Raw genomic sequence first — 21,092 nt, 5'->3', positions numbered from 1 at the left:
GGAACGGACGCTTCCTTTGTACTCACCCGAGAGACTCTCTCAGGCTTTCCTCCGGGCATTTTCCCTTCGGTCTTGCGTTTCCGACTCTATCAGACTCTTTCGTGTCCGATTCCCTGTCGGCGGGATTTGCCTTTAGCTTTTGATCGCTTTCGCGTCGCGGCCTTTCGACATTCACTACGTTAACCGATCCCCTCCGCAACTCATAATCGAGTTCCGCGAGTTCGAATTCAGGCATGCAGGCACGCCGAAATTCGCCCCCGTCGAGGGGAGTCGTAGGTAGTGGGTTGGCCACTCTCGGCTGCTGGCTGAACGCCGTAACCGGTTCAAGCGGCTCGGACTACATTACGGAGCCCTCAGGAGCGAGTCAAGTTCGGGGACGGCGAGGGGTATGGGCCCGATAAGGGCTCACCGTCGGGTCGTTGGCGATCCAAAAACGCCATGGGTGTACACCCCCGGCGCCGGCCACGCCCGTGCGGGGACCGCTGCGTACCTGGTCGGCGTGGACCGCGGTGCCCGTCAGGAGGGTTAGCGGGGCGCCCTCGGGGGCACAGGCATCGACGCCGTCGAGGGTGCGGTCGACGTCCAGGGCCGTGGCCAGGCGGGCGGGTCCTTTGGCCAGTTCCTTGTCATTTCGGGCCGAGAGTCGACGTTTGCGGGCGAGTTCGGCTCCCTCGGTGACCTCGCCGGCGCGGAGCAGAACCCCGCAGGGCTCGCCCTCGGGACCGCACACCAGGTTCATGCAGTGCCACATGCCGTAGGTGAAGTAGACGTACACGTGTCCGGGCGGACCGAACATCACGTCGTTGCGGGGTGTCCGTCCTCGATAGGCGTGGGAGCCGGGGTCGTTCGGGCCGTCGTAGGCCTCGACCTCCGTGAGGCGGAGCTCGATCGGACCGTCCGGTGTGCCGCGTACGAGGATGCGCCCCAGGAGGTCGGGGGCGACTTCCAGTACAGGGCGGTCGAAGAACTCACGTGTGAGAGGCGTACGGTCAGGGGCCGTGATCATGGCGTCCGAGCGTAGTCCAGACGGGTGCGCGTCGCGGGGTGGTCAGGGGGCGTCCCCCTTGGAAGGGTGAGGGCGCGGAACCGGCTGGCGCCGGATCGCGTTTGTAGGGATCAAGGGATCCGGACAGACATGCGGACACAGACAGCACAGGCGTTGCGTTGCCTGGGGAGGAAGTGACATGGGGTTCAAGCGGCTGCTTGCGAGCCTGGGAGCCGGTGGGGCTTCGGTCGAGACGGTACTGACCGAGGTCAACACCGTTCCGGGCGGCGTGGTCCAGGGAGAGGTGCGGATCCAGGGAGGATCCGTCGCCCAGGCGATCGAGGGTCTCTCGGTCGGTCTTCAGGCCAAGGTCGAGGTCGAGGGCCAGGACCAGGAGTACAAGCAGGACGTCGAGTTCACCAAGCTGCGGCTCGGTGGGGCCTTCGAGCTTCAGGCGGGCGGCGTGCACTCGGTGCCGTTCGGGCTCGAGATCCCGTGGGAGACGCCGATCACCATGATCGACGGTCAGGCACTGCGCGGAATGAACATCGGCGTGACCACGGAGCTGCAGATCGCCCGCGCCATCGACTCGGGCGACCTGGACCCGATCAGCGTGCATCCGCTGCCGGCGCAGCAGGCGCTCCTGAACGCGTTCATCCAGCTGGGCTTCCGCTTCAAGAACGCGGACCTGGAGCGCGGCCACATTCGGGGTACGCGGCAGAAGCTGCCCTTCTACCAGGAGATCGAGTTCTTCCCGCCGTCGCAGTACCGCGGGCTGAACCAGGTCGAACTGAGCTTCGTCGCGGACGACCGCGAGATGGACGTCATCCTGGAGATGGACAAGAAGCCGGGCCTCTTCAGTGAGGGCAGTGACTCGTTCCGCTCCTTCCAGGTCGGGCTGCACGACTACCAGGGCACGGACTGGGCCGCGTACCTGAACCAGTGGCTGTCGGAGGTCGGCAGCAAGCGCAGCTGGTTCTAGGCTCGGCCGGGAACCGTCACCACTGATCAGGAGGTACCGAGGTGACCGAGCTCAAGCGGCGGCCACTCCCCCACGACTTCCATCCGCCCGTGCCTGCTTTCGCGGTCACGAGTGACGAGGTCGAGCCGGGTGCGACGCTCAAGGACGCTCAGGTCTACGCGGCCGGGAACACCTCGCCGCAGCTGCGCTGGGAGGGCTTCCCGCCGGAGACCAAGAGCTTCGCCGTGACCTGCTACGACCCGGACGCGCCCACCGGCAGCGGGTTCTGGCACTGGACGGTGTTCGACATTCCGGTGTCGGTCACCGAGCTGCCGACGGGTGCGGGCACCGGAAAGTTCGAAGGGCTGCCCGAGGGAGCCGTCCAGGTGCGCAACGACTACGGGTCGAGGGACTTCGGTGGCGCCGCGCCGCCGCCCGGCGATCCGGCGCACCGGTACGTCTTCACGGTGTACGCCGTGGACGAGGAGAAGCTCGGTCCCGACGCGGATGCGTCGCCCGCTGTGGTGGGCTTCAATCTGCGGTTCCACACCCTGGCACGAGCCCAGCTGATCGCTGAGTACGCGGCACCCGCGGACAGCTGAGGGTTCACTGAACGTTTGCCCGCCCCTGGTCTTGGAATTGATCAGGGGCGGGCAGTTTTTTATTGCGTTGTCCATCTCGGCGTGCCCGGCCAGAGTTGATCCAAGCTCGCCACGGGGTGGGCCGGTGCGCACAGGAGGTGGGCTGGATGCGGGACACGCTGGTGCTGAACGCGAGCTTTGAGCCGCTGTCGACGGTGACGTTGAACCGTGCCGTCGTTCTGGTGCTCCAGGACAAGGCTGTCGTGGAGCAGGCCCACCCCGAACTCCGTATGCGCGGAGCCGCACTCGACATACCCGTGCCCCGGGTGATCAGGCTGTGCCGTTACGTGAGGGTGCCGTTCCGAAGACAAGCCCCGTGGTCCAGGCGCGGTGTGCTGATCCGCGACCGGCACAGGTGCGCGTACTGCGGAAGGCGGGCGACGACCGTGGACCACGTGGTGCCGCGGGCGCAGGGCGGTCGGGACTCCTGGCTGAACACGGTCGCCTCCTGCTCGGAGGACAACCACCGCAAGGCCGCTCGTACGCCGGAGCAGGCGGGTATGCCGCTGCTGAGGCAGCCGTTCGAGCCGACGCCCGCGGACGCGATGCTGCTGGCCCTTGGCCGGGACGACTTCGCCGCGCTGCCCGAGTGGCTGGTGCAGCCGGCCGCGTAGTCCGTCGTACGTGACTGGGGCCCGCCTTCGTCGGAAGGCGGGCCCCAGTCACGTACACACGCGTTCGTCAGTCGGTGACGGACGGCTTCTCGCGGCGCTCGGTGCCGCCGCCCGAATTGCCGCCCATCGGGCCGAAGTTGCCCATGGCGCCGCTCAGTCCCTTGAGCGCGTCGCCGATCTCGCTGGGCACGATCCAGAGCTTGTTGGCGTCGCCTTCGGCGATCTTCGGGAGCATCTGGAGGTACTGGTAGGCGAGGAGCTTCTGGTCGGCGTCGCCGGCGTGGATGGACTCGAAGACCGTGCGGATGGCCTGGGCCTCGCCCTCGGCGCGCAGGGCGGCCGCCTTGGCCTCACCTTCGGCGCGCAGGATCGCGGACTGCTTCTCACCCTCGGCGGTCAGGATCGCGGACTGCCGGATACCTTCGGCGGTGAGGATCGCGGCGCGCTTGTCGCGGTCGGCGCGCATCTGCTTCTCCATCGAGTCCTGGATGGAGGTCGGCGGCTCGATCGCCTTGAGCTCGACGCGGTTGACGCGGATGCCCCACTTGCCGGTGGCCTCGTCGAGGACACCGCGCAGCGCCGCGTTGATCTCCTCGCGGGAGGTGAGGGTCCGCTCCAGGTCCATGCCACCAATGATGTTGCGCAGGGTGGTGACGGTGAGCTGCTCGATCGCCTGGATGTAGCTGGCGACCTCGTACGTCGCGGCGCGGGCGTCGGTCACCTGGTAGTAGATGACGGTGTCGATGTTGACGACCAGGTTGTCCTGGGTGATCACCGGCTGCGGCGGGAACGGCACGACCTGTTCACGCAGGTCGATGCGGTTGCGGATCGAGTCGATGAACGGGACGACGATGTTCAGTCCGGCGTTCAGCGTCCGCGTGTAGCGGCCGAAACGCTCGACGATGGCCGCACTGGCCTGTGGGATCACCTGGATGGTCTTGATCAGGGCGATGAAGACCAACACCACCAGAATGATCAGGACGATGATGATCGGTTCCATCGATGCTCCCCGTACCCTTCTCCGCTCGGTAATTCCTGAAGATCTTATGGTTGTTGAAGATCTTGCTGGACGAGTGTGACAGACAGTCGTCTGTGCTGTGGGGCGTTCGGTTCACTTGCGTCGTGCGAGGTCACATGACGATCGCCGTGGCCCCCTCGATATCCACGACGTCCACCTCTTGGCCCACCTCGTAGGCCTGTCCGCCGTCGAGGGAGCGGGCCGACCAGATCTCTCCGGCGAGCTTGATCCGGCCGCCGCCCGAGGCATCGACGCGCTCCAGCACCACGGCTTGCTTGCCCTTCAACGCCTCTATGCCCGTGGCGAGTTGGGGCCGCTGTGAGCGGTGCCGGGTCGCGATGGGGCGTACGACGGCGAGCAGTGCGACCGACACGGCGGCGAAGACGACGACTTGGAGTACGACACCGCCCCCGAGTGCCGCCGTGACCGAGCCCGCGACGGCCCCCACCGCCAGCATCCCGAACTCCGGCATGGCGGTCACGACGAGCGGAATACCGAGCCCGGCGGCGGCGATCAGCCACCACACCCATGCGTTGATGTCGTCCACGTGGTCATCGTAGGACCGCGGGTCCCCTGGCGGACAGGGCGCCGATCAGGTTGGAACACGCTTCTTAGCGGGGACTTGCGCACGTTTGCGCGGTCAGGACATGGGCAGGCCCTGCGCGGTCCAGCGCTCGCCGACCTGCTCGACGACGAGCGGGAGGCCGAAGCAGAGGGAGAGGTTGCGCGAGGTGAGTTCGAGTTCCAGGGGTCCCGCGGCGAGCACCTTGCCCTGACGGATCATCAGGACGTGGGTGAAGCCCGGGGCGATCTCCTCGACGTGGTGCGTGACCATGATCATGGAGGGGGCGATCGGGTCGCGGGCGAGACGGCCGAGGCGGCGGACGAGGTCCTCGCGGCCACCGAGGTCGAGACCCGCGGCGGGCTCGTCGAGGAGCAGCAGCTCGGGGTCGGTCATCAGGGCGCGCGCGATGAGGGTGCGCTTGCGCTCGCCCTCGGAGAGCGTGCCGAACCTGCGGTCCAGGTAGTCGCTCATGCCGAGGCGGTCGAGGAATGCGCGGGCGCGCTGCTCGTCGATGTCCTCGTAGTCCTCGTGCCAGCCGGCGGTCATGCCGTACGCGGCGGTGAGCACGGTCTGCAGGACGGTCTGGCGCTTGGGGAGCTTGTCGGCCATGGCCACACCGGCCACGCCGATGCGCGGGCGCAGCTCGAAGACGTCGACCTTGCCGAGGGTCTCACCGAGGATGGTGGCGGTGCCCTGGCTGGGGAAGAGGTAGCTGGAAGCGAGGTTCAGGAGGGTCGTCTTCCCGGCGCCGTTGGGGCCGAGGATGACCCAGCGCTCACCTTCCTTGACCGACCAGGAGACCTGGTCCACCAGAGCCCGGCCCTCCCGGACCACGGATACGTCCTCCAGCTCCAGTACATCGCTCATGAGCGCGTTGTCTCCCATTGCAGTCTCGGCCGTCGCTTACGTCTGTGGACGCAGCCCCCAGGGAAAACCTACGCCACCGGTCGGCCGCTCCATCCCATCGGCCGGTCCTTAGGGTGGGGGCATGCTTTCGGAACCACGCTCAGGACGGCTGGCCTCATGGGGAAACGCCCTTTTGGCCGGACTTGTTTCGCCGGATGACGCGGTCCTCGCCATCGTCGGCGAGGACGCGGTGCACCGGGTCGAGGGGCTGCCGGGCGAGGCGGGGCCGGTCGGCCTCACGCTCGCTCTCGGCCGGCTGCGCGCGCTCGGGGTGACCGGGCTGCGGGTCGCGCTGCCCGCGCCGGGGCATCCGCTCGGGCTCAGCGGGCCGCCGGACTTCAACGCGCGCGCCCTCGACGCCGAGGAGGCTGTCGTCTGCCACGGGGTGGCGCTCGGACTCGTTCCCGAGGTGTACGAGGCCGGGCCCGACGGCGATGTCCATGTCGAGGTCGTCTGGCACTGCCTCGCCGTGCGGGAGGCGCCGCCGGCCGACGTGCCGTCCCTCGGGGAGGCGGAGCGGGAGCTGGCGGAGGCGTTGCGGGACGCCACGGAGGTGTTGTCGCGGCTCGATGTGGCCGGGTCGGGGCCGGTCGCCGAGGCGGCGGTCGAGGCGTACCGGGCTCGGGCCGAGCGGGGGCGGGAGGTGCTGGCTCCGGGGTATCCGCCGCGTGCGGTGCGGGTGTTGGAGCTTGCCCAGCGGGTGGGGCTGCTGGTCTCCGTCGCGTACGAGAACGGGCACGGCGGGGCGGTGAGCGCGTCGGAGATTGCGGCTCGGGCGGAGGCCTTGCGGCCGGTGGAGCGGACGGGGCGGCGGGCGCAGGTGGCGGCGTACAACGCGTTCGTGGAGGAGCGGGAGCGGGGGGTTCGCTGACGGGGGTGGGCCCTGCGGGGGTTTTCGCCTCCTCCGCCCCTGCCCGTCCCTTGTCTCTGGGGGCTGCGCCCCCAGACTCCCCTGTCGCGCTTCGCGCTCGTCCTCAAACGCCGGACGGGCTGAAAGATCGCCCCCGGGCGGTCTGAAAGCGACGAGAGCCCCGTCGACCGGCTTCGGTCGCGGGGCTCTTGTCTGGTGGTGCGGACGTCAGTCGTTCACGCCCGTGTTGCCGAACGCCGGGTTCAGCAGGCCGATGACGTTCACGCTGTTGCCGACCGCGTTCACGGGAACGTGGATGGGGAGCTGGACGGCGTTGCCCGAGGCGACGCCCGGGGACTTCACGGCCGCGGCCTCGGCACCCGCGTCGGCGACAGCGGCACCGGCGGAGGCACCAGCGGCGATACCGGCGACGGTGAGGGCCACAGCGGCCTTCTTGGTGATGTTCATGAGAAGCGTTCCTCCTGCGTTTGCGGATCCGACCCGGCCGCGGGTCGTACGCTGAGCAACGCCTGGAACAGCCGTTACGGCACGGGGGACTTCAGTGAACTGCCCGTTCGGTCCATTGGGCGGACGAGCGGACAACCCGACCGGCCTCCCGGGGGCACCCGGGAGGCCGGTGGTCATGATCCGTCCGGTACGGACCTCAGCGGTTGAGACCGAGGTTGCCGAAGGCCGGGTTGAGAACGCCGATGACGTTCACGCTGTTGCCGACCGCGTTCACGGGAATGTGGATCGGGGCCTGGATGGCGTTGCCCGAGATGACGCCCGGCGAGCCCACGGCCTTGCCGTCCGCTTGCGAGCCACCGTCCGTCGCGGAGGCGAAACCGGCACCGGCGGCGACGAGGCCACCCGCCACCATCGTGACAGCAGCGGCCTTCTTCAGGTTCTTCACTTCTAAGCCCTCCTCGCGATCACTGCGGCAGTTCGCCGCAGCACGCAATGGAGAACGGCTGAGATCCACAGAGGTTGCGCCATCTGGGGGACATACACACGACGGTATGAATCTCAGCCCGGAGTGGGACCTTCCGAATTGCCGCTCACCCCGCCGCACCATGCCGTACGGCCCACAGCGCGGCCTGGGTGCGGTCGGACAGGTCGAGTTTCATCAGGATGTTCGAGACATGCGTCTTGACGGTCTTCTCGGAGAGGACGAGCGCGCGGGCGATCTCGCGGTTGGAGCGGCCGTCCGCGATCAGGCCGAGTACCTCGCGCTCCCGCTCGGTGAGCGAACCGCCTCTCCCCTGGCCCGAGTTCACCTCGTCCTGGGACAACAGCACTCCCGCCACCTCGGGCTGGAGCAGGATGTGCCCGGCGTGCACGGAGCGGATGGCGCCGGCGAGCGCGTCGGGGTCGACGTCCTTGTACACGTACCCGGCGGCGCCCGCGCGGAGGGCCGGCACGACCGTGCGCTTCTCGGTGAAGCTGGTGACGATCAACACGCGCGCGGGGTTGGTCAGTTCGCGGAGCTTGCGCAGCGCGTCGATGCCGTCCATGCCCGGCATCCTGACGTCCATGAGGACCACGTCGGGCTTCAGCTCCTCGGCACGGGCCACCCCTTCGGCGCCGTCCGACGCCTCTCCCACCACCTCGATGTCGTCCTGGATCTCGAGGAACGTGCGCAGGCCCCGGCGGACGACCTGGTGGTCGTCGACGAGCAGCACCTTGATTGCGTCAGCCACCAGGGACCTCCATCTCGATCGTGGTGCCCATGCCGGGCGCCGATTTCACGGTGAGCGTGCCGCCGGCCCCGCTCGACCGGTCACGCATGGACACCAGGCCCAGGTGGCGTCCCGCACGGCGTACCGCGGTCGGTTCGAAGCCGCTGCCGTTGTCGGTGACGCACAGGACGGCGCCCTGGCCGTGCCGCTCCAGGGTGACGTCGACCCGGGCCGCGCCGGAATGCCGCAGGGCGTTGTGCAGGGCCTCCTGGGCGACGCGCAGCATGGCCTCCTCCTGGGCGGCGGGCAGCGCTCGTACCCCCCGGCTGCTGAAGGTCACCCGCGCGGTGTGGGCGCGGTCGAGGACCTGGATGTGGGTGCGCAGGGTGGCGACCAGCCCGTCCTCGTCGAGGGCGGTGGGGCGCAGTTCGACGACGGCGGCGCGCAGTTCGTCGGCCGCCTCCGCGGCGAGGGAGGCCACCTGCTGGAGTTCGCCCTTGGCGCGCGTGGGGTCGCGGTCGACGAGGGCCGCGGCGGCCTGTGCGGTGAGGCGCAGGGAGAAGAGCTTCTGGCTGACGGCGTCGTGCAGTTCGTGGGCGAGCCGGGAGCGCTCCTCGGCGATGGTGAGCTCGCGGCTGCGCTCGTAGAGGCGGGCGTTCGTCAGGGCGATCGCCGCGTGCTGGGCGAGGATCGTCAGGAGTTCCTCGTCCTCCTCGGTGAAGCCGCAGCCTCCGTCCGGCTTCGGGCTCCGGGGGTCTGGGGGGTGTTCCCCGGAAGGACACAGCTTGTTGGCGAGGAACAGGGCGCCGATGGTCTCGTCGCCGTCGCGGATCGGCAGGCCCAGGAAGTCGGACATGTCGGGGTGGGCGCCGGGCCATCCCTCGAAGCGGGGGTCCTCGCGGACGTCGGCGAGGCGCTCCGGGCGGGCCTCGTGGAGCATCGCGGCGAGGATGCCGTGCTGGCGCGGGAGCGGGCCGATGGCCTTCCACTGGGCGTCGCTGATGCCGTCGACGACGAACTGGGCGAAGCCTCCGTGGTCGTCGGGGACCCCGAGCGCCGCGTACTGGGCGTCGAGCAGCTCGCGGGCCGAGGCGACGATCGTCTTCAGGACGTCGCGCACCTCGAGGTGCCTGCTCATGGCCAGCAACGCGGAGCTCACCGCGTACAGACCGGACCTGGGGCCTTCGCTCATGACCCCAACGTACCGGCGGGGTGTGACAACCCGTATCCGACCTGTGGCCGCCGTCGTCCGGTCCGTTGGGCCTAGGGCAAAGGGCCCCTGGTCCCTGCGGCCCGCGTCCGAGGCGGCGGGGGCGGCGCGGTTCCTACGTTGGGGGCACCGCCGACGGATGGCGGTCATGGACGAGGGGACGTGTGTGTCATGCCGGTAGCGATCATCACGGGGGCTTCGAAAGGACTGGGAAGGGCGCTCGGCGCGGCGCTGGCCGAGCGCGGCTGGGATCTGGTGCTCGACGCGAGGACCGCGGGGGTGCTGGAGGAGACGGCGGTGGCGCTGTCCGCGTTCGGGACGCGGGTGGAGGCCCTGCCCGGGGATGTCACGGACGCCGGGCACCGGGCCGGGCTGGTGGCGGCGGCCGGGAAGCTGGGGGGCGTCGACCTCCTGGTGAACAACGCGAGCGCGCTGGGCGCCGAACCGCTCGTACGTCTGGAAGGGCTGTCGCTGGACGGGCTGCGGCGGGCCCTCGAGGTCAACGTGGTGGCCGCGCTGGGCCTGATCCAGGAGGCGCTGCCCCTGTTGCGGGTCGCGCGGGCGGGCTCGGTGATCGACATCAGTTCGGACGCGGCCGCCGAGGCGTACGAGACGTGGGGCGGGTACGGGGCGTCGAAGGCCGCGCTCGACCATCTGTCGGCGGTGCTGGCCGAGGAGGAGCCCGGGCTGCGCGTCTGGGCGGTCGATCCGGGCGACATGGGAACGGACCTGTACGCGGCGGCCGTACCGGACGACGACGATCCGCGGCCGGCGCCGGCCGACGTGGTTCCGGCCTTTCTCCGGCTGCTGGACCAGCGTCCGGTCAGTGGCCGTTACGGTGCGTCCGCCCTGCTGGAGGCGCGATGACGACCAGTACGGGGGTGCCCTCGGCGCGGGTGCCGGCCGAGCAGCGGGGGCCGGGACTCGACCGGGACGCGGTGCGGCTGCTCGTCTCCCGGGGGACCGAGGTCTCGCACCACGAGTTCGCGGAGCTGCCCGGGCAGCTGCGGGCCGGGGACCTGCTCGTCGTCAACACCTCCCCGACGCTGGCCTCGGCCGTCGACGGGCGCGTCGGACACGCGCGCGTGGTGGTGCATTTCTCCACGCGCGGGGACGACGGACGGTGGGCCGTCGAGCTGCGGGATCCCGACGGAAGGGGCACCACGCGTGCGCGTGCGGGCGGGCCCGCCGGGACGGAGGTGCGCCTCCCCGGGGGCGTACGCCTCGTACTGGAGGAGCCGCTGTCCGCGCACGGCGCGCGGTTGTGGTGGGGGCGGGTGCCGGACGCGGACGTCCTCGGGCTGCTGCGGCGGCACGGGCGCCCCATTCGATACTCCTATACGGAGCGGGACCAGCCGCTGTCCGTCTACCAGACGGTGTTCGCGCTGCCGTCCGCCGACGGCTCGGGCAGTGCGGAGATGCCGAGTGCCGCGCGGCCCTTCACCGCGCGCCTGGTGACGGAGCTGGTGAGCCGGGGCGTGCAGTTCGCGCCGGTCGCACTGCACACCGGGGTCGCGTCGGCGGAGGCGCACGAGCCGCCGTATCCGGAGAGGTACGAGGTGCCGGGGGCGTCGGCGCGGCTGATCAACGCGGCGCAGGCGGGCGACGGCCGGGTCGTCGCGGTCGGTACGACGGCCGTACGCGCCGTCGAGTCCGCCGCGGGCGCCGACGGGGTGGTCCGGGCACGGAAGGGCTGGACGGACCTCGTGGTGACCCCGGAGAGGGGCGTACGGGTGGTCGACGGGCTGCTCACGGGGCTGCACGAGCCGGAGGCCTCGCATCTGCTGATGCTGGAGGCGATCGCCGGAGGGGCTGCCGTGGACCGCAGCTACGACGCGGCGCTGAGCGGGCTCTACCTCTGGCACGAGTTCGGGGACGTGCACCTCATCCTCCCGGAGGAGGACCCTCACTCTGGGCATTGCTCCCGCAACTACAGGTGAGACCGGCAGGCGCCCGATGTGACGCCGCACATAGGGCGCACATCACGTACGAAGGGGCATAGGAGATAAAGGGGACCTGCGTGAGCGGGAAAGGCGTGACAGTCTGTCCCGATTTGCCCATCCCGGGTCCACTATCCGGCTTCGTACGTCACACCTTTGCCACAGGTTTTTGCGGCCGCTAAGAATGGCCTCCGTCGCTCAGCGCCGCGGGTTCCGCCCCGCGGCGCCAGTTCCGGAAACACACTGTCCCCACCGGACCGGGAGCGACCTCCGCGCTATTCGAAGAGGTCCATCAGTCATGCCCAAGAACACCACCGCTCCTGGTCATAGTCCCAAGCTGACCAAGGCCCACAAGCTCTCGATCGCCGGTGTCGCGACCCTCGGCGCCGCCGCCCTCGCGTTCTCGCTGGTACCGGGCAACTCCGGCACCACCACGACCGACGCCTCCGTCTCCTCGGCCAAGGTCGCCTACAGCGACAAGCAGATCAAGGACGTGAAGGCCAGCGTCACCGACCAGCTGGCCGGCGCCGACCTGAAGGCCCAGGACATCGCGGCGAAGAAGAAGGCCGTCGCCGACGCCGCCAAGAAGAAGGCCGCCGACGCGGCGGCCAAGAAGAAGGCGGCGGCCGAGGCCGCCGCGAAGAAGAAGGCCACGGAATCCCGCGCCAAGGAGAAGGCCGCGAGCCGCTCCACCGTGCGCACCCAGGTCGAGACCGTCGCCGCGAAGACGTACGCCAACAACCTCGACGGCTGGATCCGCCAGTCCCTCGACATCATGGCGAACAAGGGCATACCGGGTTCGTACAACGGTCTGTACCGCAACATCATGCGGGAGTCGACGGGCAATCCGAACGCCATCAACGGCTGGGACATCAACGCCCAGAACGGCATCCCGTCGATCGGCCTGCTCCAGGTCATCAAGCCGACCTTCGACGCCTACCACGTCGCCGGCACGGCCTGGAGCCAGTACGACCCGGTCGCCAACATCACCGCCGCCGCCAACTACGCGGCCGACAAGTACGGCTCGATCGATAACGTCAACAGCGCGTACTGAGGCCGGGCGCGGAGCTCTGACACGTACGCCGAAGGGTGGCACCCCCGCGGGGGTGCCACCCTTCAGTCGTGCCCGCGCGCCTACTTGCGCATGACCTCGGGCTCGTGGCGGCGCAGGAAGCGGGCCACCATGAAGCCACAGGCCACGGCGAGAACGATCAGCATGGCCATGTCGAGGGTCCAGGTCCCGAGGCTGTGCTCCCACAACGGGTCCGTCTTGCTCAGGTCGTCCTTGTTCGGGCTGAGCAGGTTGAAGTCCAGCGTGGCGCCCGACGCGGCGACCGCCCAGCGCGACGGCATCAGGTACGAGAACTGGTTGACGCCGGGTGCGCCGTTCAACGCGAACAGGCAGCCCGTGAACACGACCTGGATGATCGCGAACATGACCAGCAGCGGCATGGTCTTCTCGGCCGTCTTCACCAGCGAGGAGATGACCAGTCCGAACATCATCGAGGTGAAGCCCAGCGCCATGATCGGGATGGTGAGTTCCAGCTTCGTCATGCTGCCGAGGAACAGACCTTCCTTCGGGACCTCACGGGTGGCGAAGCCGATGGCTCCGACCAGACCGCCCTGAAGGATGGTGACCACGCCGAGCACGACCACCTTGGACATCAGGTACGCCGAACGGGACAGGCCCGTCGCACGCTCCCGCTCGTAGATCACCCGTTCCTTGATGAGCTCTCGGACGGAGTTGGCGGCACCGGCGAAGCAGGCGCCGACGGCGAGGATCAGCAGGACCGTCTGGGCGGTGGCGTTGCCCTGGTTCACGCCGGACTTGTTGAGGCGGGGCAACAGGTTGTCGCCCTGGTCGATGAGGATGCTGACCGAGCCGAGGACGAGCGGCAGGATCACCGTCAGTGCCAGGAAGCCCTTGTCCGAGGCGATCACCGATACATACCGTCTGATCAGCGTGCCCAGCTGGGAGAACCAGCCCTGCGGCTTCGGTGGGCGCATCGCCTGCGGCGGCGGCATGTGCACCGACTGCGCGGCGACGGCGTCGATGTCCGCCGCGTACATCTGGTAGTGCTGCGAGCCCTTCCAGCGGTTCGCCCAGTCGTAGTCGCGGTAGTTCTCGAAGGAGGAGAAGACGTCGGCCCAGGTCTCGTAGCCGAAGAAGTTGAGCGCCTCCTCGGGCGGACCGAAGTACGCCACCGCGCCGCCCGGCGCCATCACCAGCAGCTTGTCGCAGATGGCGAGCTCGGCCACCGAGTGCGTGACGACGAGGACCGTACGGCCGTCGTCGGCGAGGCCGCGCAGCAGCTGCATGACGTCGCGGTCCATGCCCGGGTCGAGGCCGGAGGTCGGCTCGTCCAGGAAGATCAGCGACGGCTTGGTGAGCAGCTCCAGGGCGACGGAGACCCGCTTGCGCTGGCCACCGGAGAGGGAGGTGACCTTCTTCTCCTTGTGGATGTCCAGCTTCAGCTCGCGCAGTACCTCGTCTATCCGGGCGTCGCGCTCCTGCCCCGTGGTGTCCGCGGGGAAGCGGAGCTTGGCCGCGTACTTGAGGGCCTTCTTGACGGTCAGTTCCTTGTGCAGGATGTCGTCCTGCGGGACCAGTCCGATGCGCTGGCGCAGCTCGGCGAACTGCTTGTACAGGTTTCGGTTGTCGTAGAGGACGTCGCCCTCGTTGGCGGGGCGGTAGCCCGTGAGCGCCTTGAGGAGCGTCGACTTGCCGGAGCCCGAGGGGCCGATGACCGCGACGAGCGACTTCTCGGGTACGCCGAAGGAGACGTCCTTGAGGATCTGCTTGCCGCCGTCGACCGTCACGGTCAGGTGGCGGGCCGAGAAGGAGATCTCACCGGTGTCGACGAACTCCTCGAGGCGGTCGCCGACGAGGCGGAACGTCGAGTGGCCGACGCCCACGATGTCGTTCGGGCCGAGCGGCGCCGAGCCGCCCTTGGCGATCGGCATACCGTTGACGTAGGTGCCGTTGTGCGAGCCGAGGTCACGGATCTCGTGACGCCCGTCGGGCGTCGCGTGGAACTCGGCGTGGTTGCGCGAGACCTGGAGGTCCGAGACGACCAGTTCGTTCTCCAGGGCACGGCCGATGCGCATGACGCGCCCGAGCGAGAACTGGTGGAACGTGGTCGGGCTGCGGTCGCCGTAGACCGGCGGCGCCCCCGCGACTCCGCCCGATCCCTGCTGCGGCGGGATGTTCGCGGCCTGCCGCGGCCGCTGCCAGCTCTCCTCCGGCGTCTGCTGCGGCTGCTGAGCCCAGCCGGGGTTGGCGCCCTGCGCGGCGAACGGCTGCTGCTGCGGCTGTGCGACGGAGGCCGCGGCTCCGGACAGTTTCAGACGCGGGCCGTCGGTCGCGTTGCCGAGGTGCACGGCCGAACCGGGGCCGATCTCCATCTGATGGATCCGCTGCCCCTGCACGAACGTGCCGTTGGTGCTGCCGTGGTCCTCGATGACCCAGCTACGACCGTCCCAACTGATCGTGCCGTGCCGCCAGGACACCCTGGCGTCGTCGAGCACGATGTCGCCCTGCGGATCACGTCCGAGGGTGTATGGCCTGGCCGCGTCGAGCGTCCAGGTCCGTCCATTCAATTCAAGTACGAGTTCCGGCACTCCATGCCCCACTGAGTTGTCCCCCGAAGTTGCCCCATCACAGGGAGTCTAGGGATGTCGAACATCGTGGGGAACTATTTCAGTTGGAGGCCCCTGACCGAAAGTCGGGCCTTGTGAAGGGTGAGTACGGGCGGGTTGCCCGTTTCCGTTGACGGGGTTGAAACCGGCCCGGAGAGTGGTAATCCCACGCGAGGGGGACATGCGCGGTGGTTCGCCGCGGCGCGGATCGGGGGGCTGATCATGAGCATCGGGACCACTGGGCACGGCAGGGGCATGCCGTGGGGAGACGTATTACTGTCCGCGGTCGCCGCCGTGAGCTGGGCGTTGATCGGCATGGCCGGCACCGCCGCACTGGGTCTGCATCTGCTCGGCGCGGACACGGCCAGCTCCCTGGGGCCGATGACCGCTGCCGTTGTGGCGCTCGGGGCGGGTGGTTCGGTCACGCCGTCCGGCGATGTGTCCGCCTTCGGCCTGAAAGGGGCGGAGGCGACCACGGCCATACAGATCACGCCACTGGGTGTGGGCCTCGTGGGCGCGCTCCTGCTCTCCTGGTTCTTCTTACGGTCCCTGCGCGGAGCGGGAGCCGTCATCGCGGCGTCCGAGCTCCTCACGCGCGCGGGCTCGGTCGTCGCCCTCTTCGTGGCGATGCTCGGCGGGCTCGCCTGGGCCGGACACGACATCATCACCATCGACGGGAGCAAGCTCGGGCTCGACCAGGTGCCGGGCGGCGGCGGACTGGGCGACATCACCGACCAGCTCCCCGGCGGGCTCGGGGACATCGGGGACATCGGAGGGCTGCTGCCCGACCAGGTCGGCGACCTCGTGGACGCGAAGGCGGCCGTGGGCTTCACCGTCGACACCGTGCCGACGCTGCTCGGCGGTGCGGCCTGGGTCGCCGGGATCCTGCTGATCGCGCTGCTCGCCTCCCGGCGTACGCCACTGCCGCGTGGCTGGGACGGCGTGCACCGGGTGGTACGGCCGGCCGTGTCCGCGCTGGTCACGGTGTTGCTGGTGGCGGTCCTCGCGGGGTTCGCGGCGGCGGCGTACGCGGCGATCGGCGACGACAACCCCAAGCGGATCGCGGGCGCGGCCCTGCTCGGCGCACCCAACGGTGTGTGGCTCGGCATCCCGATCGGCCTCCTGGTGCCGGTGGACGGCCAGGCCACGGGAGAACTCGCCAAACTGCTGCCGGACCCCGTGGACAAGCTCCTCAGCATCGACTCCGACCAGCCGGTCACCCTCGGCCGGCTCGCCGAACTGGACGGCCGCGTCTGGCTGTTGGGGGTCGCGGCGGCGATGACGATGCTGTTCGCGGGGGTACTGGCCGCCGCCCGTACGCCATTCGTACGGGCCCGGGATGCCGCCGTCGCCGGAGTACCGGCTGCCACAGTTGTACGAGGACAGGGTGCCCTCGGGTTCGCGGGGCGCTGCGCTCTTCGGCTCGGGGTGGCGACGGCACTCGCGCTGCCCCTGCTGATGTGGCTGACGGAGGTGTCCGTGGACGCCTCGCTGTCGGTACTCGGCTTCGACGCCTTCGGCGCTGGGATCGAACTGCACGGGCAGTTGGGCATGGCGCTGCTGCTCGGCGCGCTGTGGGGCGCCGGCACGGGCGCGGCGGGAGCACTGCTGGCGTACGCGAGCGGGGCGGCGGGGCACCGGGCCGCGCCGCTGGCACGGGGTGCCGTCACGGCTCCGGTCGCGCAGGGGTCCACGGAACTCCCCGCCGGGCAGCCGGGACCGTACAGCCCGGGTGCGCCGCACCGGGCGCCGAACCCCGACACCAATCCGTATCTGGTGCTGCCCGACGAACTGCGGGCGCCGGAGAACAGCCGGCCCGCCGACCGGCGACGGCCTCCCGAGCAGGGGCGGCCTCCTGAGCGGGGGCGGCCTCCCGACGTGTACGGCGCGCCGACGGTGATCGGGCCGTACACGCCGCCGCCCGGACCGTCGAAGCGGCGGCCGGGGGGCATGCCTCCCCCGCCGCCGCCACCGCCCGGGGAGGGGCCGCCGCCACCGCCGCCGGGGAGGTCCCGGCGCCGGGACTGACCCCCGGGCTCGAAACGACCGGTGCCCGGAATGACCGGTGCCCGGAACGACCGTTGAGCGGTGTTCTCGTCACCGCCGGGAAACGCCCGCGCCACAAAGCGGACACCCAGTGTTTCCTGTCCGCAGGGCGGACCTCGGGGGCGGAAGCCACAGGGTGCCCGATACGGTGGATACCACCATGAGCGCATCGCAGACCTCTGATGTCCCCACACTTCTCGTCAAGATCTTCGGCAAGGACCGGCCGGGCATCACCGCCGGGCTCTTCGACACTCTCGCCGCCTACTCCGTCGACGTCGTCGACATCGAGCAGGTCGTCACCCGTGGCCGGATGGTGCTGTGCGCGCTCGTGACCGAGCCGCCCGGCGGCCTCGAGGGCGATCTGCGGGCCACCGTCCACAGCTGGGCGGAGTCGATGAAGATGCAGGCGGAGATCATCTCCGGCCTCGGTGACAACCGGCCGCGCGGGCTCGGGCGCTCGCTCGTCACCGTGCTCGGGCACCCGCTCACGGCGGAGTCGACGGCCTCGATCGCCGCCCGGATCACGAAGACCGGCGGCAACATCGACCGGATCTTCCGGCTCGCCAAGTACCCGGTCACAGCGGTCGAGTTCGCGGTGTCGGGTACGGAGACCGCGACGCTCCGCACCGCTCTGGCACCCGAGGCCGCGGGGCTCGGCGTCGATATCGCGGTGGTCGCGGCCGGGCTGCACCGCAGGGCCCAGCGGCTGGTCGTCATGGATGTGGACTCGACGCTCATCCAGGACGAGGTGATCGAGCTCTTCGCCGCGCACGCCGGCTGCGAGGTGGAGGTCGCCGAGGTGACGGCTGCCGCGATGCGCGGCGAGCTGGACTTCGAGCAGTCGCTGCACGCGCGCGTGGCGCTGCTGAAGGGGCTGGACGCCTCGGTGGTGAACAAGGTGCGCGAGGAGGTCCGGCTGACGCCGGGCGCGCGCACGCTGATCCGTACGCTGAAGCGGCTCGGCTTCCAAGTCGGCGTCGTCTCCGGCGGGTTCACGCAGGTCACCGATGACCTCAAGGAGCGGCTCGGGCTGGACTTCGCGCAGGCCAACACCCTGGAGATCGCCGACGGGAAGCTGACCGGCAGGGTCACCGGCGAGATCGTGGACCGCGCGGGCAAGGCGCGTCTGCTGCGCCGGTTCGCCGCCGAGGCGGGTGTGCCGCTCGCCCAGACGGTGGCGATCGGCGACGGGGCCAACGACCTCGACATGCTCAACGCGGCCGGTCTCGGCGTCGCGTTCAACGCCAAGCCGGTCGTACGCGAGGCCGCGCACACCGCCGTGAACTTCCCGTTCCTGGACACCGTCCTGTATCTGCTGGGTGTCACGCGCGAAGAGGTCGAGGCGGCGGACATGCATCTGGACGACCACTGAGCGACAGGGGCCCGGCACCGTGACGGTGCCGGGCTCCTGTGCTTCGGCTGGGTCGGACTAGTCGCTGGGCGCCCAGTAGTCGGTCAGCGTGGCCACTCCGGGCTCCAGGGATTTCCAGGAGCCGTCGAAGGAGAGCACCGCGAAGGCGGCGGCGGGGAACCCCCGGCCGCTCATCCGGGTGCGGGCGTCGCCCTCGGCCTGTCCGGCCAGGATGTCGGCGAGGCCCTGCACTCCTGGGTTGTGGCCGATCAGGACCACGTCCTGCGCCTCGTCGGGGGTTTCGTTGAGTACGGTGATCAACTCGCCGGGCGAGGCTTCGTAGAGCCGCTCCTCGTAGACCGTCTTCGGCCGGTGCGCGAGCTCATGGACGGCGAGCTTCCACGTCTCGCGGGTCCGGGCCGAGGTGGAGCAGAGGGCCAGATCGAAGGGGATGCCGGTGTCGGCCAGCTTGCGTCCGGCGGTCGCCGCGTCCATGCGGCCCCGGTCGGCGAGCGGCCTCTCGTGGTCGGACACCTGTGGCCAGTCGGCTTTCGCATGCCGGAAAAGGACAATCCTGCGGGGTTCTGCGACGCTCATGTGTCCCAGCTTCGCATGAAACACGCCATGGGGCGCAGGGAGTTGGGTCGCTGCCCCGGGAGGGGTGACGAGGGCCCTAGGGCAGGGGAAAGAGAGGGCCGAGGGCGCCTGGATCACGGCGTCTGGTGCAGAACCGTCCGCTGGACCTGCTCGAAGACGTCGGTGATCGCGGGGGTGCCCGCCGCGTGCGCGTCCGCCGGATTGAGTATCAGGAGCAGCAGCGTGACGAACGCGAGCGTCGGCAGCGCGAGGGCCCACCAGGGCAGGTGGATCTCGATGCGGCCCTTGGTAGCCGGGTGGTGCCGGGTGTGCGTAGGGGCCGACATGCCGCCTCCGTGGGTCCTCGAGCGCTCCGTGGGTCGCGTCCTCGCGGCCACAACTCGAAGTTACGGAAACCGGAGCCCTCAACCCATCCGGTGATCCACCCACTTGACCCTGACACTCACCCCCTAGGGGATGGTGGGGCTAGCACCACCATGGACGCCGGGCGTGCCCCTGAAGGGCCGCCGGACACCGCGACAGCACGCCGGTCAGGGTGAGGCGATCGTCGCGATGATGCCGATGATCACGGTGATGGCGAGGAACGTGCCGAAGACGAGCAGCATCTTCTTCTGGCCGTTCTGGGGGTTCGGATCGAGCACTGGCATACCGCCCAGTGTCCCACTCTTCGCCCACACCCTCACGGGTGGGGTCGCCACCCCGAGGGGCGCGCCCTCACGGCTGCGTCCGGCGCGCGGCCTCGTCCTCCACGGTGCGGTCCCGGCCCGCGAGGACGCCCACGGCGATCTGCGGAACCATCAGCCCCGCCATGAGCGCGAGGGGCAGCCCCCAGCCGCCGCTGTGCTGGTAGAGCACGCCCACCAGGAGCGGTCCGGGGATGGACAGCAGATAGCCGGCGCTCTGGGCGAAGGCCGACAGCTTGGCCACGCCCGCTCCGGTCCTCGCCCGCATGCCGACCATCGTGAGGGCCAGCGGGAAGGCGCAGTTGGAGACACCGAGCAGCACGGCCCAGGCCCAGGCGCCGCCCGCCGGGGCGAGGTAGAGACCCGCGTACCCGGCGAGGCCGCAGACGCCGAGCGCGACGACGATCGGCCCCTGGTGCGGCAGCCGGGTGGCCAGGCGCGGGATGACGAACGCCAGCGGCACGCCCATCACCATCGTGACGGCGAGGAGCAGGCCCGCGGTGCCCGCGGAGACTCCCGCGTCGCGGAAGATCTGCGCCATCCAGCCCATCGTGATGTAGGCGGCGGTGGCCTGAAGCCCGAAGAACACGGCGAGCGCCCAGGCGGTACGGCTCCGGGTGATCCGGAGGTCATCGGTCACGGGCCGGGCGGTGCCGGTGCCGGTGGCGGTCCCCCGGGAGCCGGAGCCGCCGGCACGCCCCCGCCGCCCGGAGCCCTCGGAAACGGCCCCCCGCACGCGCGCGAGCGGTATCCACGGCAGTACGGCCACGGCCGCCAGCCCCGCCCACACCACGAGCCCGGATCGCCAACTGCCGCCCAGGGCGTCGGTCATGGGCACGGTGACCGCCGCCGCGGCCGAGGTGCCGAGGGCCAGGGCCATCGAGTACAGGCCGGTCATGGAGCCGACCCGGTCGGGGAACCAGCGCTTGACGATCACCGGCATCAGCACGTTGCTGACGGCGATGCCCATCAGCGCGAGCGCGGTGGCGGCCAGGAAGCCGGCCGTGTTCCCGGCGTACGGCCGGATCGCCAGGCCCGCCGCGATGGCGACCATGCCGGCGCAGACGACGGCACCCGGCCCGAAGCGGCGGGCGAGCCGTGGTGCCATGACCCCGAAGGCGGCGAAGCAGAGCGGCGGCACGGAGGTGAGCAGCCCGGCGACGCTGCCGCTCATGCCGAGCCCGTCGCGTACCTCTTCCAGCAGGGCGCCGAGGCTCGTGATCGCGGGGCGCAGGTTGAGGGCGGCGAGAACGATCCCGACGACCACCAGACGTGTCATCCACGCGCGCGTGGGGGGCGTCGGGGCCTCGGACTCCGTCCCGGTGCCCGCGGAACTGCGTATGGGTGTGGGTGTGGACGGCATCGTCCGGGTCTCCTCGCTCGCCATGTCACCCATCATAGAATCAT

General features: G+C 70.0%; 22 protein-coding genes. 9 read left to right on the top strand and 13 right to left on the bottom strand.

The genetic code is table 11. The features are described 5' to 3' along the window. Positions 1-364: 364 nt before the first annotated feature. Positions 365-1,006 (bottom strand): DNA-3-methyladenine glycosylase, encoded by a 642-nt coding sequence (locus tag ACIBLC_RS34705; RefSeq protein WP_399215360.1) that lies wholly within the window; start codon positions 1,004-1,006, stop codon positions 365-367. 178 nt (positions 1,007-1,184) lie between these two features. Between ACIBLC_RS34705 and ACIBLC_RS34700 the strand changes: the two genes are divergently transcribed. The 3 genes from ACIBLC_RS34700 (at position 1,185) to ACIBLC_RS34690 (ending at position 3,201) form a co-directional block, all read left to right on the top strand. After that, positions 1,185-1,967 (top strand): sporulation protein, encoded by a 783-nt coding sequence (locus ACIBLC_RS34700; protein ID WP_399215359.1) that lies wholly within the window; start codon positions 1,185-1,187, stop codon positions 1,965-1,967. Between the two features lie 41 nt (positions 1,968-2,008). Then, entirely contained in the window at positions 2,009-2,548 is a 540-nt protein-coding gene (locus tag ACIBLC_RS34695) for a YbhB/YbcL family Raf kinase inhibitor-like protein (RefSeq protein WP_399215358.1), read from the top strand. 146 nt (positions 2,549-2,694) lie between these two features. Further along, positions 2,695-3,201 (top strand): HNH endonuclease, encoded by a 507-nt coding sequence (locus tag ACIBLC_RS34690; protein ID WP_399215357.1) that lies wholly within the window; start codon positions 2,695-2,697, stop codon positions 3,199-3,201. A 67-nt stretch (positions 3,202-3,268) separates the two neighbouring features. On the opposite strand, the gene ACIBLC_RS34685 is transcribed toward ACIBLC_RS34690, so the two are convergent. The 3 genes from ACIBLC_RS34685 to ACIBLC_RS34675 all read right to left on the bottom strand — a co-directional run bounded on the left by ACIBLC_RS34685 (position 3,269) and on the right by ACIBLC_RS34675 (position 5,651). Beyond that, complete coding sequence (locus ACIBLC_RS34685) at positions 3,269-4,201, bottom strand: SPFH domain-containing protein (protein WP_385744507.1); 933 nt, start codon at positions 4,199-4,201, stop codon at positions 3,269-3,271. 130 nt (positions 4,202-4,331) lie between these two features. After that, entirely contained in the window at positions 4,332-4,766 is a 435-nt protein-coding gene (locus ACIBLC_RS34680) for an NfeD family protein (RefSeq protein ID WP_399215355.1), read from the bottom strand. A gap of 93 nt (positions 4,767-4,859) precedes the next feature. Further along, the gene (locus ACIBLC_RS34675) at positions 4,860-5,651 is read right to left on the bottom strand and encodes an ABC transporter ATP-binding protein (protein ID WP_399215354.1); all 792 of its coding nucleotides are present in this window, start codon (positions 5,649-5,651) and stop codon (positions 4,860-4,862) included. A 121-nt stretch (positions 5,652-5,772) separates the two neighbouring features. On the opposite strand from ACIBLC_RS34675, the gene ACIBLC_RS34670 reads away from it, so the two are divergent. Continuing rightward, positions 5,773-6,561 (top strand): hypothetical protein, encoded by a 789-nt coding sequence (locus ACIBLC_RS34670; protein WP_399215353.1) that lies wholly within the window; start codon positions 5,773-5,775, stop codon positions 6,559-6,561. A 207-nt stretch (positions 6,562-6,768) separates the two neighbouring features. Here the strand turns inward: ACIBLC_RS34670 and ACIBLC_RS34665 are convergent, their stop codons facing one another. The 4 genes from ACIBLC_RS34665 to ACIBLC_RS34650 all read right to left on the bottom strand — a co-directional run bounded on the left by ACIBLC_RS34665 (position 6,769) and on the right by ACIBLC_RS34650 (position 9,411). Next, positions 6,769-7,008, bottom strand: coding sequence for a chaplin (locus ACIBLC_RS34665; protein WP_387183503.1), 240 nt, complete (start codon positions 7,006-7,008; stop codon positions 6,769-6,771). A 196-nt stretch (positions 7,009-7,204) separates the two neighbouring features. Beyond that, on the bottom strand, positions 7,205-7,453 hold the full coding sequence (gene chpE, locus ACIBLC_RS34660) for a chaplin ChpE (protein WP_399215352.1): 249 nt from the start codon (positions 7,451-7,453) through the stop codon (positions 7,205-7,207). Positions 7,454-7,598: 145 nt separating this feature from the next. After that, positions 7,599-8,240: a response regulator gene (locus ACIBLC_RS34655; RefSeq protein WP_399215351.1), complete on the bottom strand. Its 642-nt coding sequence runs from the start codon at positions 8,238-8,240 to the stop codon at positions 7,599-7,601. Continuing rightward, on the bottom strand, positions 8,233-9,411 hold the full coding sequence (locus ACIBLC_RS34650) for a GAF domain-containing sensor histidine kinase (RefSeq protein WP_399215350.1): 1,179 nt from the start codon (positions 9,409-9,411) through the stop codon (positions 8,233-8,235). Before ACIBLC_RS34650 ends, ACIBLC_RS34655 begins: the two co-directional genes overlap by 8 nt. 189 nt (positions 9,412-9,600) lie before the next feature. Here ACIBLC_RS34650 and ACIBLC_RS34645 point away from each other — a divergent pair, with 189 nt between their 5' ends. The 3 genes from ACIBLC_RS34645 to ACIBLC_RS34635 all read left to right on the top strand — a co-directional run bounded on the left by ACIBLC_RS34645 (position 9,601) and on the right by ACIBLC_RS34635 (position 12,423). Next, complete coding sequence (locus ACIBLC_RS34645) at positions 9,601-10,296, top strand: SDR family NAD(P)-dependent oxidoreductase (RefSeq protein WP_399215348.1); 696 nt, start codon at positions 9,601-9,603, stop codon at positions 10,294-10,296. Beyond that, positions 10,293-11,369 (top strand): S-adenosylmethionine:tRNA ribosyltransferase-isomerase, encoded by a 1,077-nt coding sequence (locus ACIBLC_RS34640; RefSeq protein WP_399215347.1) that lies wholly within the window; start codon positions 10,293-10,295, stop codon positions 11,367-11,369. The genes ACIBLC_RS34645 and ACIBLC_RS34640 overlap by 4 nt, the downstream gene beginning before the upstream one ends. Before the next feature lie 298 nt (positions 11,370-11,667). Further along, a complete protein-coding gene (locus ACIBLC_RS34635; RefSeq protein WP_399215346.1) occupies positions 11,668-12,423 on the top strand; it encodes a transglycosylase SLT domain-containing protein in 756 nt (251 codons plus the stop codon). A gap of 80 nt (positions 12,424-12,503) precedes the next feature. Here ACIBLC_RS34635 and ACIBLC_RS34630 read toward each other — a convergent pair whose 3' ends face one another. Then, positions 12,504-14,990, bottom strand: a complete 2,487-nt coding sequence (locus ACIBLC_RS34630) for an FHA domain-containing protein (protein WP_399215345.1) — start codon at positions 14,988-14,990, stop codon at positions 12,504-12,506. Between the two features lie 240 nt (positions 14,991-15,230). Between ACIBLC_RS34630 and ACIBLC_RS34625 the strand changes: the two genes are divergently transcribed. After that, entirely contained in the window at positions 15,231-17,036 is a 1,806-nt protein-coding gene (locus tag ACIBLC_RS34625; protein WP_399215343.1) for a streptophobe family protein, read from the top strand. A 178-nt stretch (positions 17,037-17,214) separates the two neighbouring features. Next, the gene (gene serB / locus ACIBLC_RS34620; RefSeq protein ID WP_399215342.1) at positions 17,215-18,426 is read left to right on the top strand and encodes a phosphoserine phosphatase SerB; all 1,212 of its coding nucleotides are present in this window, start codon (positions 17,215-17,217) and stop codon (positions 18,424-18,426) included. Between the two features lie 57 nt (positions 18,427-18,483). On the opposite strand, the gene ACIBLC_RS34615 is transcribed toward serB, so the two are convergent. From ACIBLC_RS34615 to ACIBLC_RS34600, 4 genes are all read right to left on the bottom strand, one after another. Then, on the bottom strand, positions 18,484-19,002 hold the full coding sequence (locus tag ACIBLC_RS34615; protein ID WP_399215341.1) for a SixA phosphatase family protein: 519 nt from the start codon (positions 19,000-19,002) through the stop codon (positions 18,484-18,486). A gap of 113 nt (positions 19,003-19,115) precedes the next feature. Next, on the bottom strand, positions 19,116-19,328 hold the full coding sequence (locus ACIBLC_RS34610; RefSeq protein WP_399215340.1) for a hypothetical protein: 213 nt from the start codon (positions 19,326-19,328) through the stop codon (positions 19,116-19,118). Positions 19,329-19,532: 204 nt separating this feature from the next. Further along, entirely contained in the window at positions 19,533-19,649 is a 117-nt protein-coding gene (locus ACIBLC_RS34605) for an SGM_5486 family transporter-associated protein (protein ID WP_365444689.1), read from the bottom strand. Between the two features lie 67 nt (positions 19,650-19,716). Next, positions 19,717-21,084 carry a CynX/NimT family MFS transporter gene (locus ACIBLC_RS34600; protein WP_399215339.1) on the bottom strand — a complete coding sequence of 456 codons (1,368 nt, stop codon included), beginning with the start codon at positions 21,082-21,084 and terminating at the stop codon, positions 19,717-19,719. Positions 21,085-21,092 lie beyond the last annotated feature (8 nt).

This window comes from Streptomyces sp. NPDC050535 (genome assembly GCF_044457665.1).
Classification (GTDB): domain Bacteria; phylum Actinomycetota; class Actinomycetes; order Streptomycetales; family Streptomycetaceae; genus Streptomyces.
Note: the sequence above shows the minus strand (reverse complement) of the source record. Positions and strands in the feature narration are given on the sequence as shown.

Bases quoted from the DNA above. Each gene is read 5' to 3' on its own strand.
- ACIBLC_RS34705 (WP_399215360.1), bottom strand. From the start codon at position 1,006: ATGATCACGGCCCCTGACCGTACGCCTCTCACACGTGAGTTCTTCGAC.
- ACIBLC_RS34700 (WP_399215359.1), top strand. From the start codon at position 1,185: ATGGGGTTCAAGCGGCTGCTTGCGAGCCTGGGAGCCGGTGGGGCTTCG.
- ACIBLC_RS34690 (WP_399215357.1), top strand. From the start codon at position 2,695: ATGCGGGACACGCTGGTGCTGAACGCGAGCTTTGAGCCGCTGTCGACG.
- ACIBLC_RS34685 (WP_385744507.1), bottom strand. From the start codon at position 4,201: ATGGAACCGATCATCATCGTCCTGATCATTCTGGTGGTGTTGGTCTTC.
- ACIBLC_RS34675 (WP_399215354.1), bottom strand. From the start codon at position 5,651: ATGAGCGATGTACTGGAGCTGGAGGACGTATCCGTGGTCCGGGAGGGC.
- ACIBLC_RS34670 (WP_399215353.1), top strand. From the start codon at position 5,773: ATGCTTTCGGAACCACGCTCAGGACGGCTGGCCTCATGGGGAAACGCC.
- ACIBLC_RS34665 (WP_387183503.1), bottom strand. From the start codon at position 7,008: ATGAACATCACCAAGAAGGCCGCTGTGGCCCTCACCGTCGCCGGTATC.
- ACIBLC_RS34650 (WP_399215350.1), bottom strand. From the start codon at position 9,411: ATGAGCGAAGGCCCCAGGTCCGGTCTGTACGCGGTGAGCTCCGCGTTG.
- ACIBLC_RS34645 (WP_399215348.1), top strand. From the start codon at position 9,601: ATGCCGGTAGCGATCATCACGGGGGCTTCGAAAGGACTGGGAAGGGCG.
- ACIBLC_RS34640 (WP_399215347.1), top strand. From the start codon at position 10,293: ATGACGACCAGTACGGGGGTGCCCTCGGCGCGGGTGCCGGCCGAGCAG.
- ACIBLC_RS34635 (WP_399215346.1), top strand. From the start codon at position 11,668: ATGCCCAAGAACACCACCGCTCCTGGTCATAGTCCCAAGCTGACCAAG.
- ACIBLC_RS34625 (WP_399215343.1), top strand. From the start codon at position 15,231: ATGAGCATCGGGACCACTGGGCACGGCAGGGGCATGCCGTGGGGAGAC.
- serB (WP_399215342.1), top strand. From the start codon at position 17,215: ATGAGCGCATCGCAGACCTCTGATGTCCCCACACTTCTCGTCAAGATC.
- ACIBLC_RS34615 (WP_399215341.1), bottom strand. From the start codon at position 19,002: ATGAGCGTCGCAGAACCCCGCAGGATTGTCCTTTTCCGGCATGCGAAA.
- ACIBLC_RS34610 (WP_399215340.1), bottom strand. From the start codon at position 19,328: ATGTCGGCCCCTACGCACACCCGGCACCACCCGGCTACCAAGGGCCGC.
- ACIBLC_RS34605 (WP_365444689.1), bottom strand. From the start codon at position 19,649: ATGCCAGTGCTCGATCCGAACCCCCAGAACGGCCAGAAGAAGATGCTG.
- ACIBLC_RS34600 (WP_399215339.1), bottom strand. From the start codon at position 21,084: ATGATGGGTGACATGGCGAGCGAGGAGACCCGGACGATGCCGTCCACA.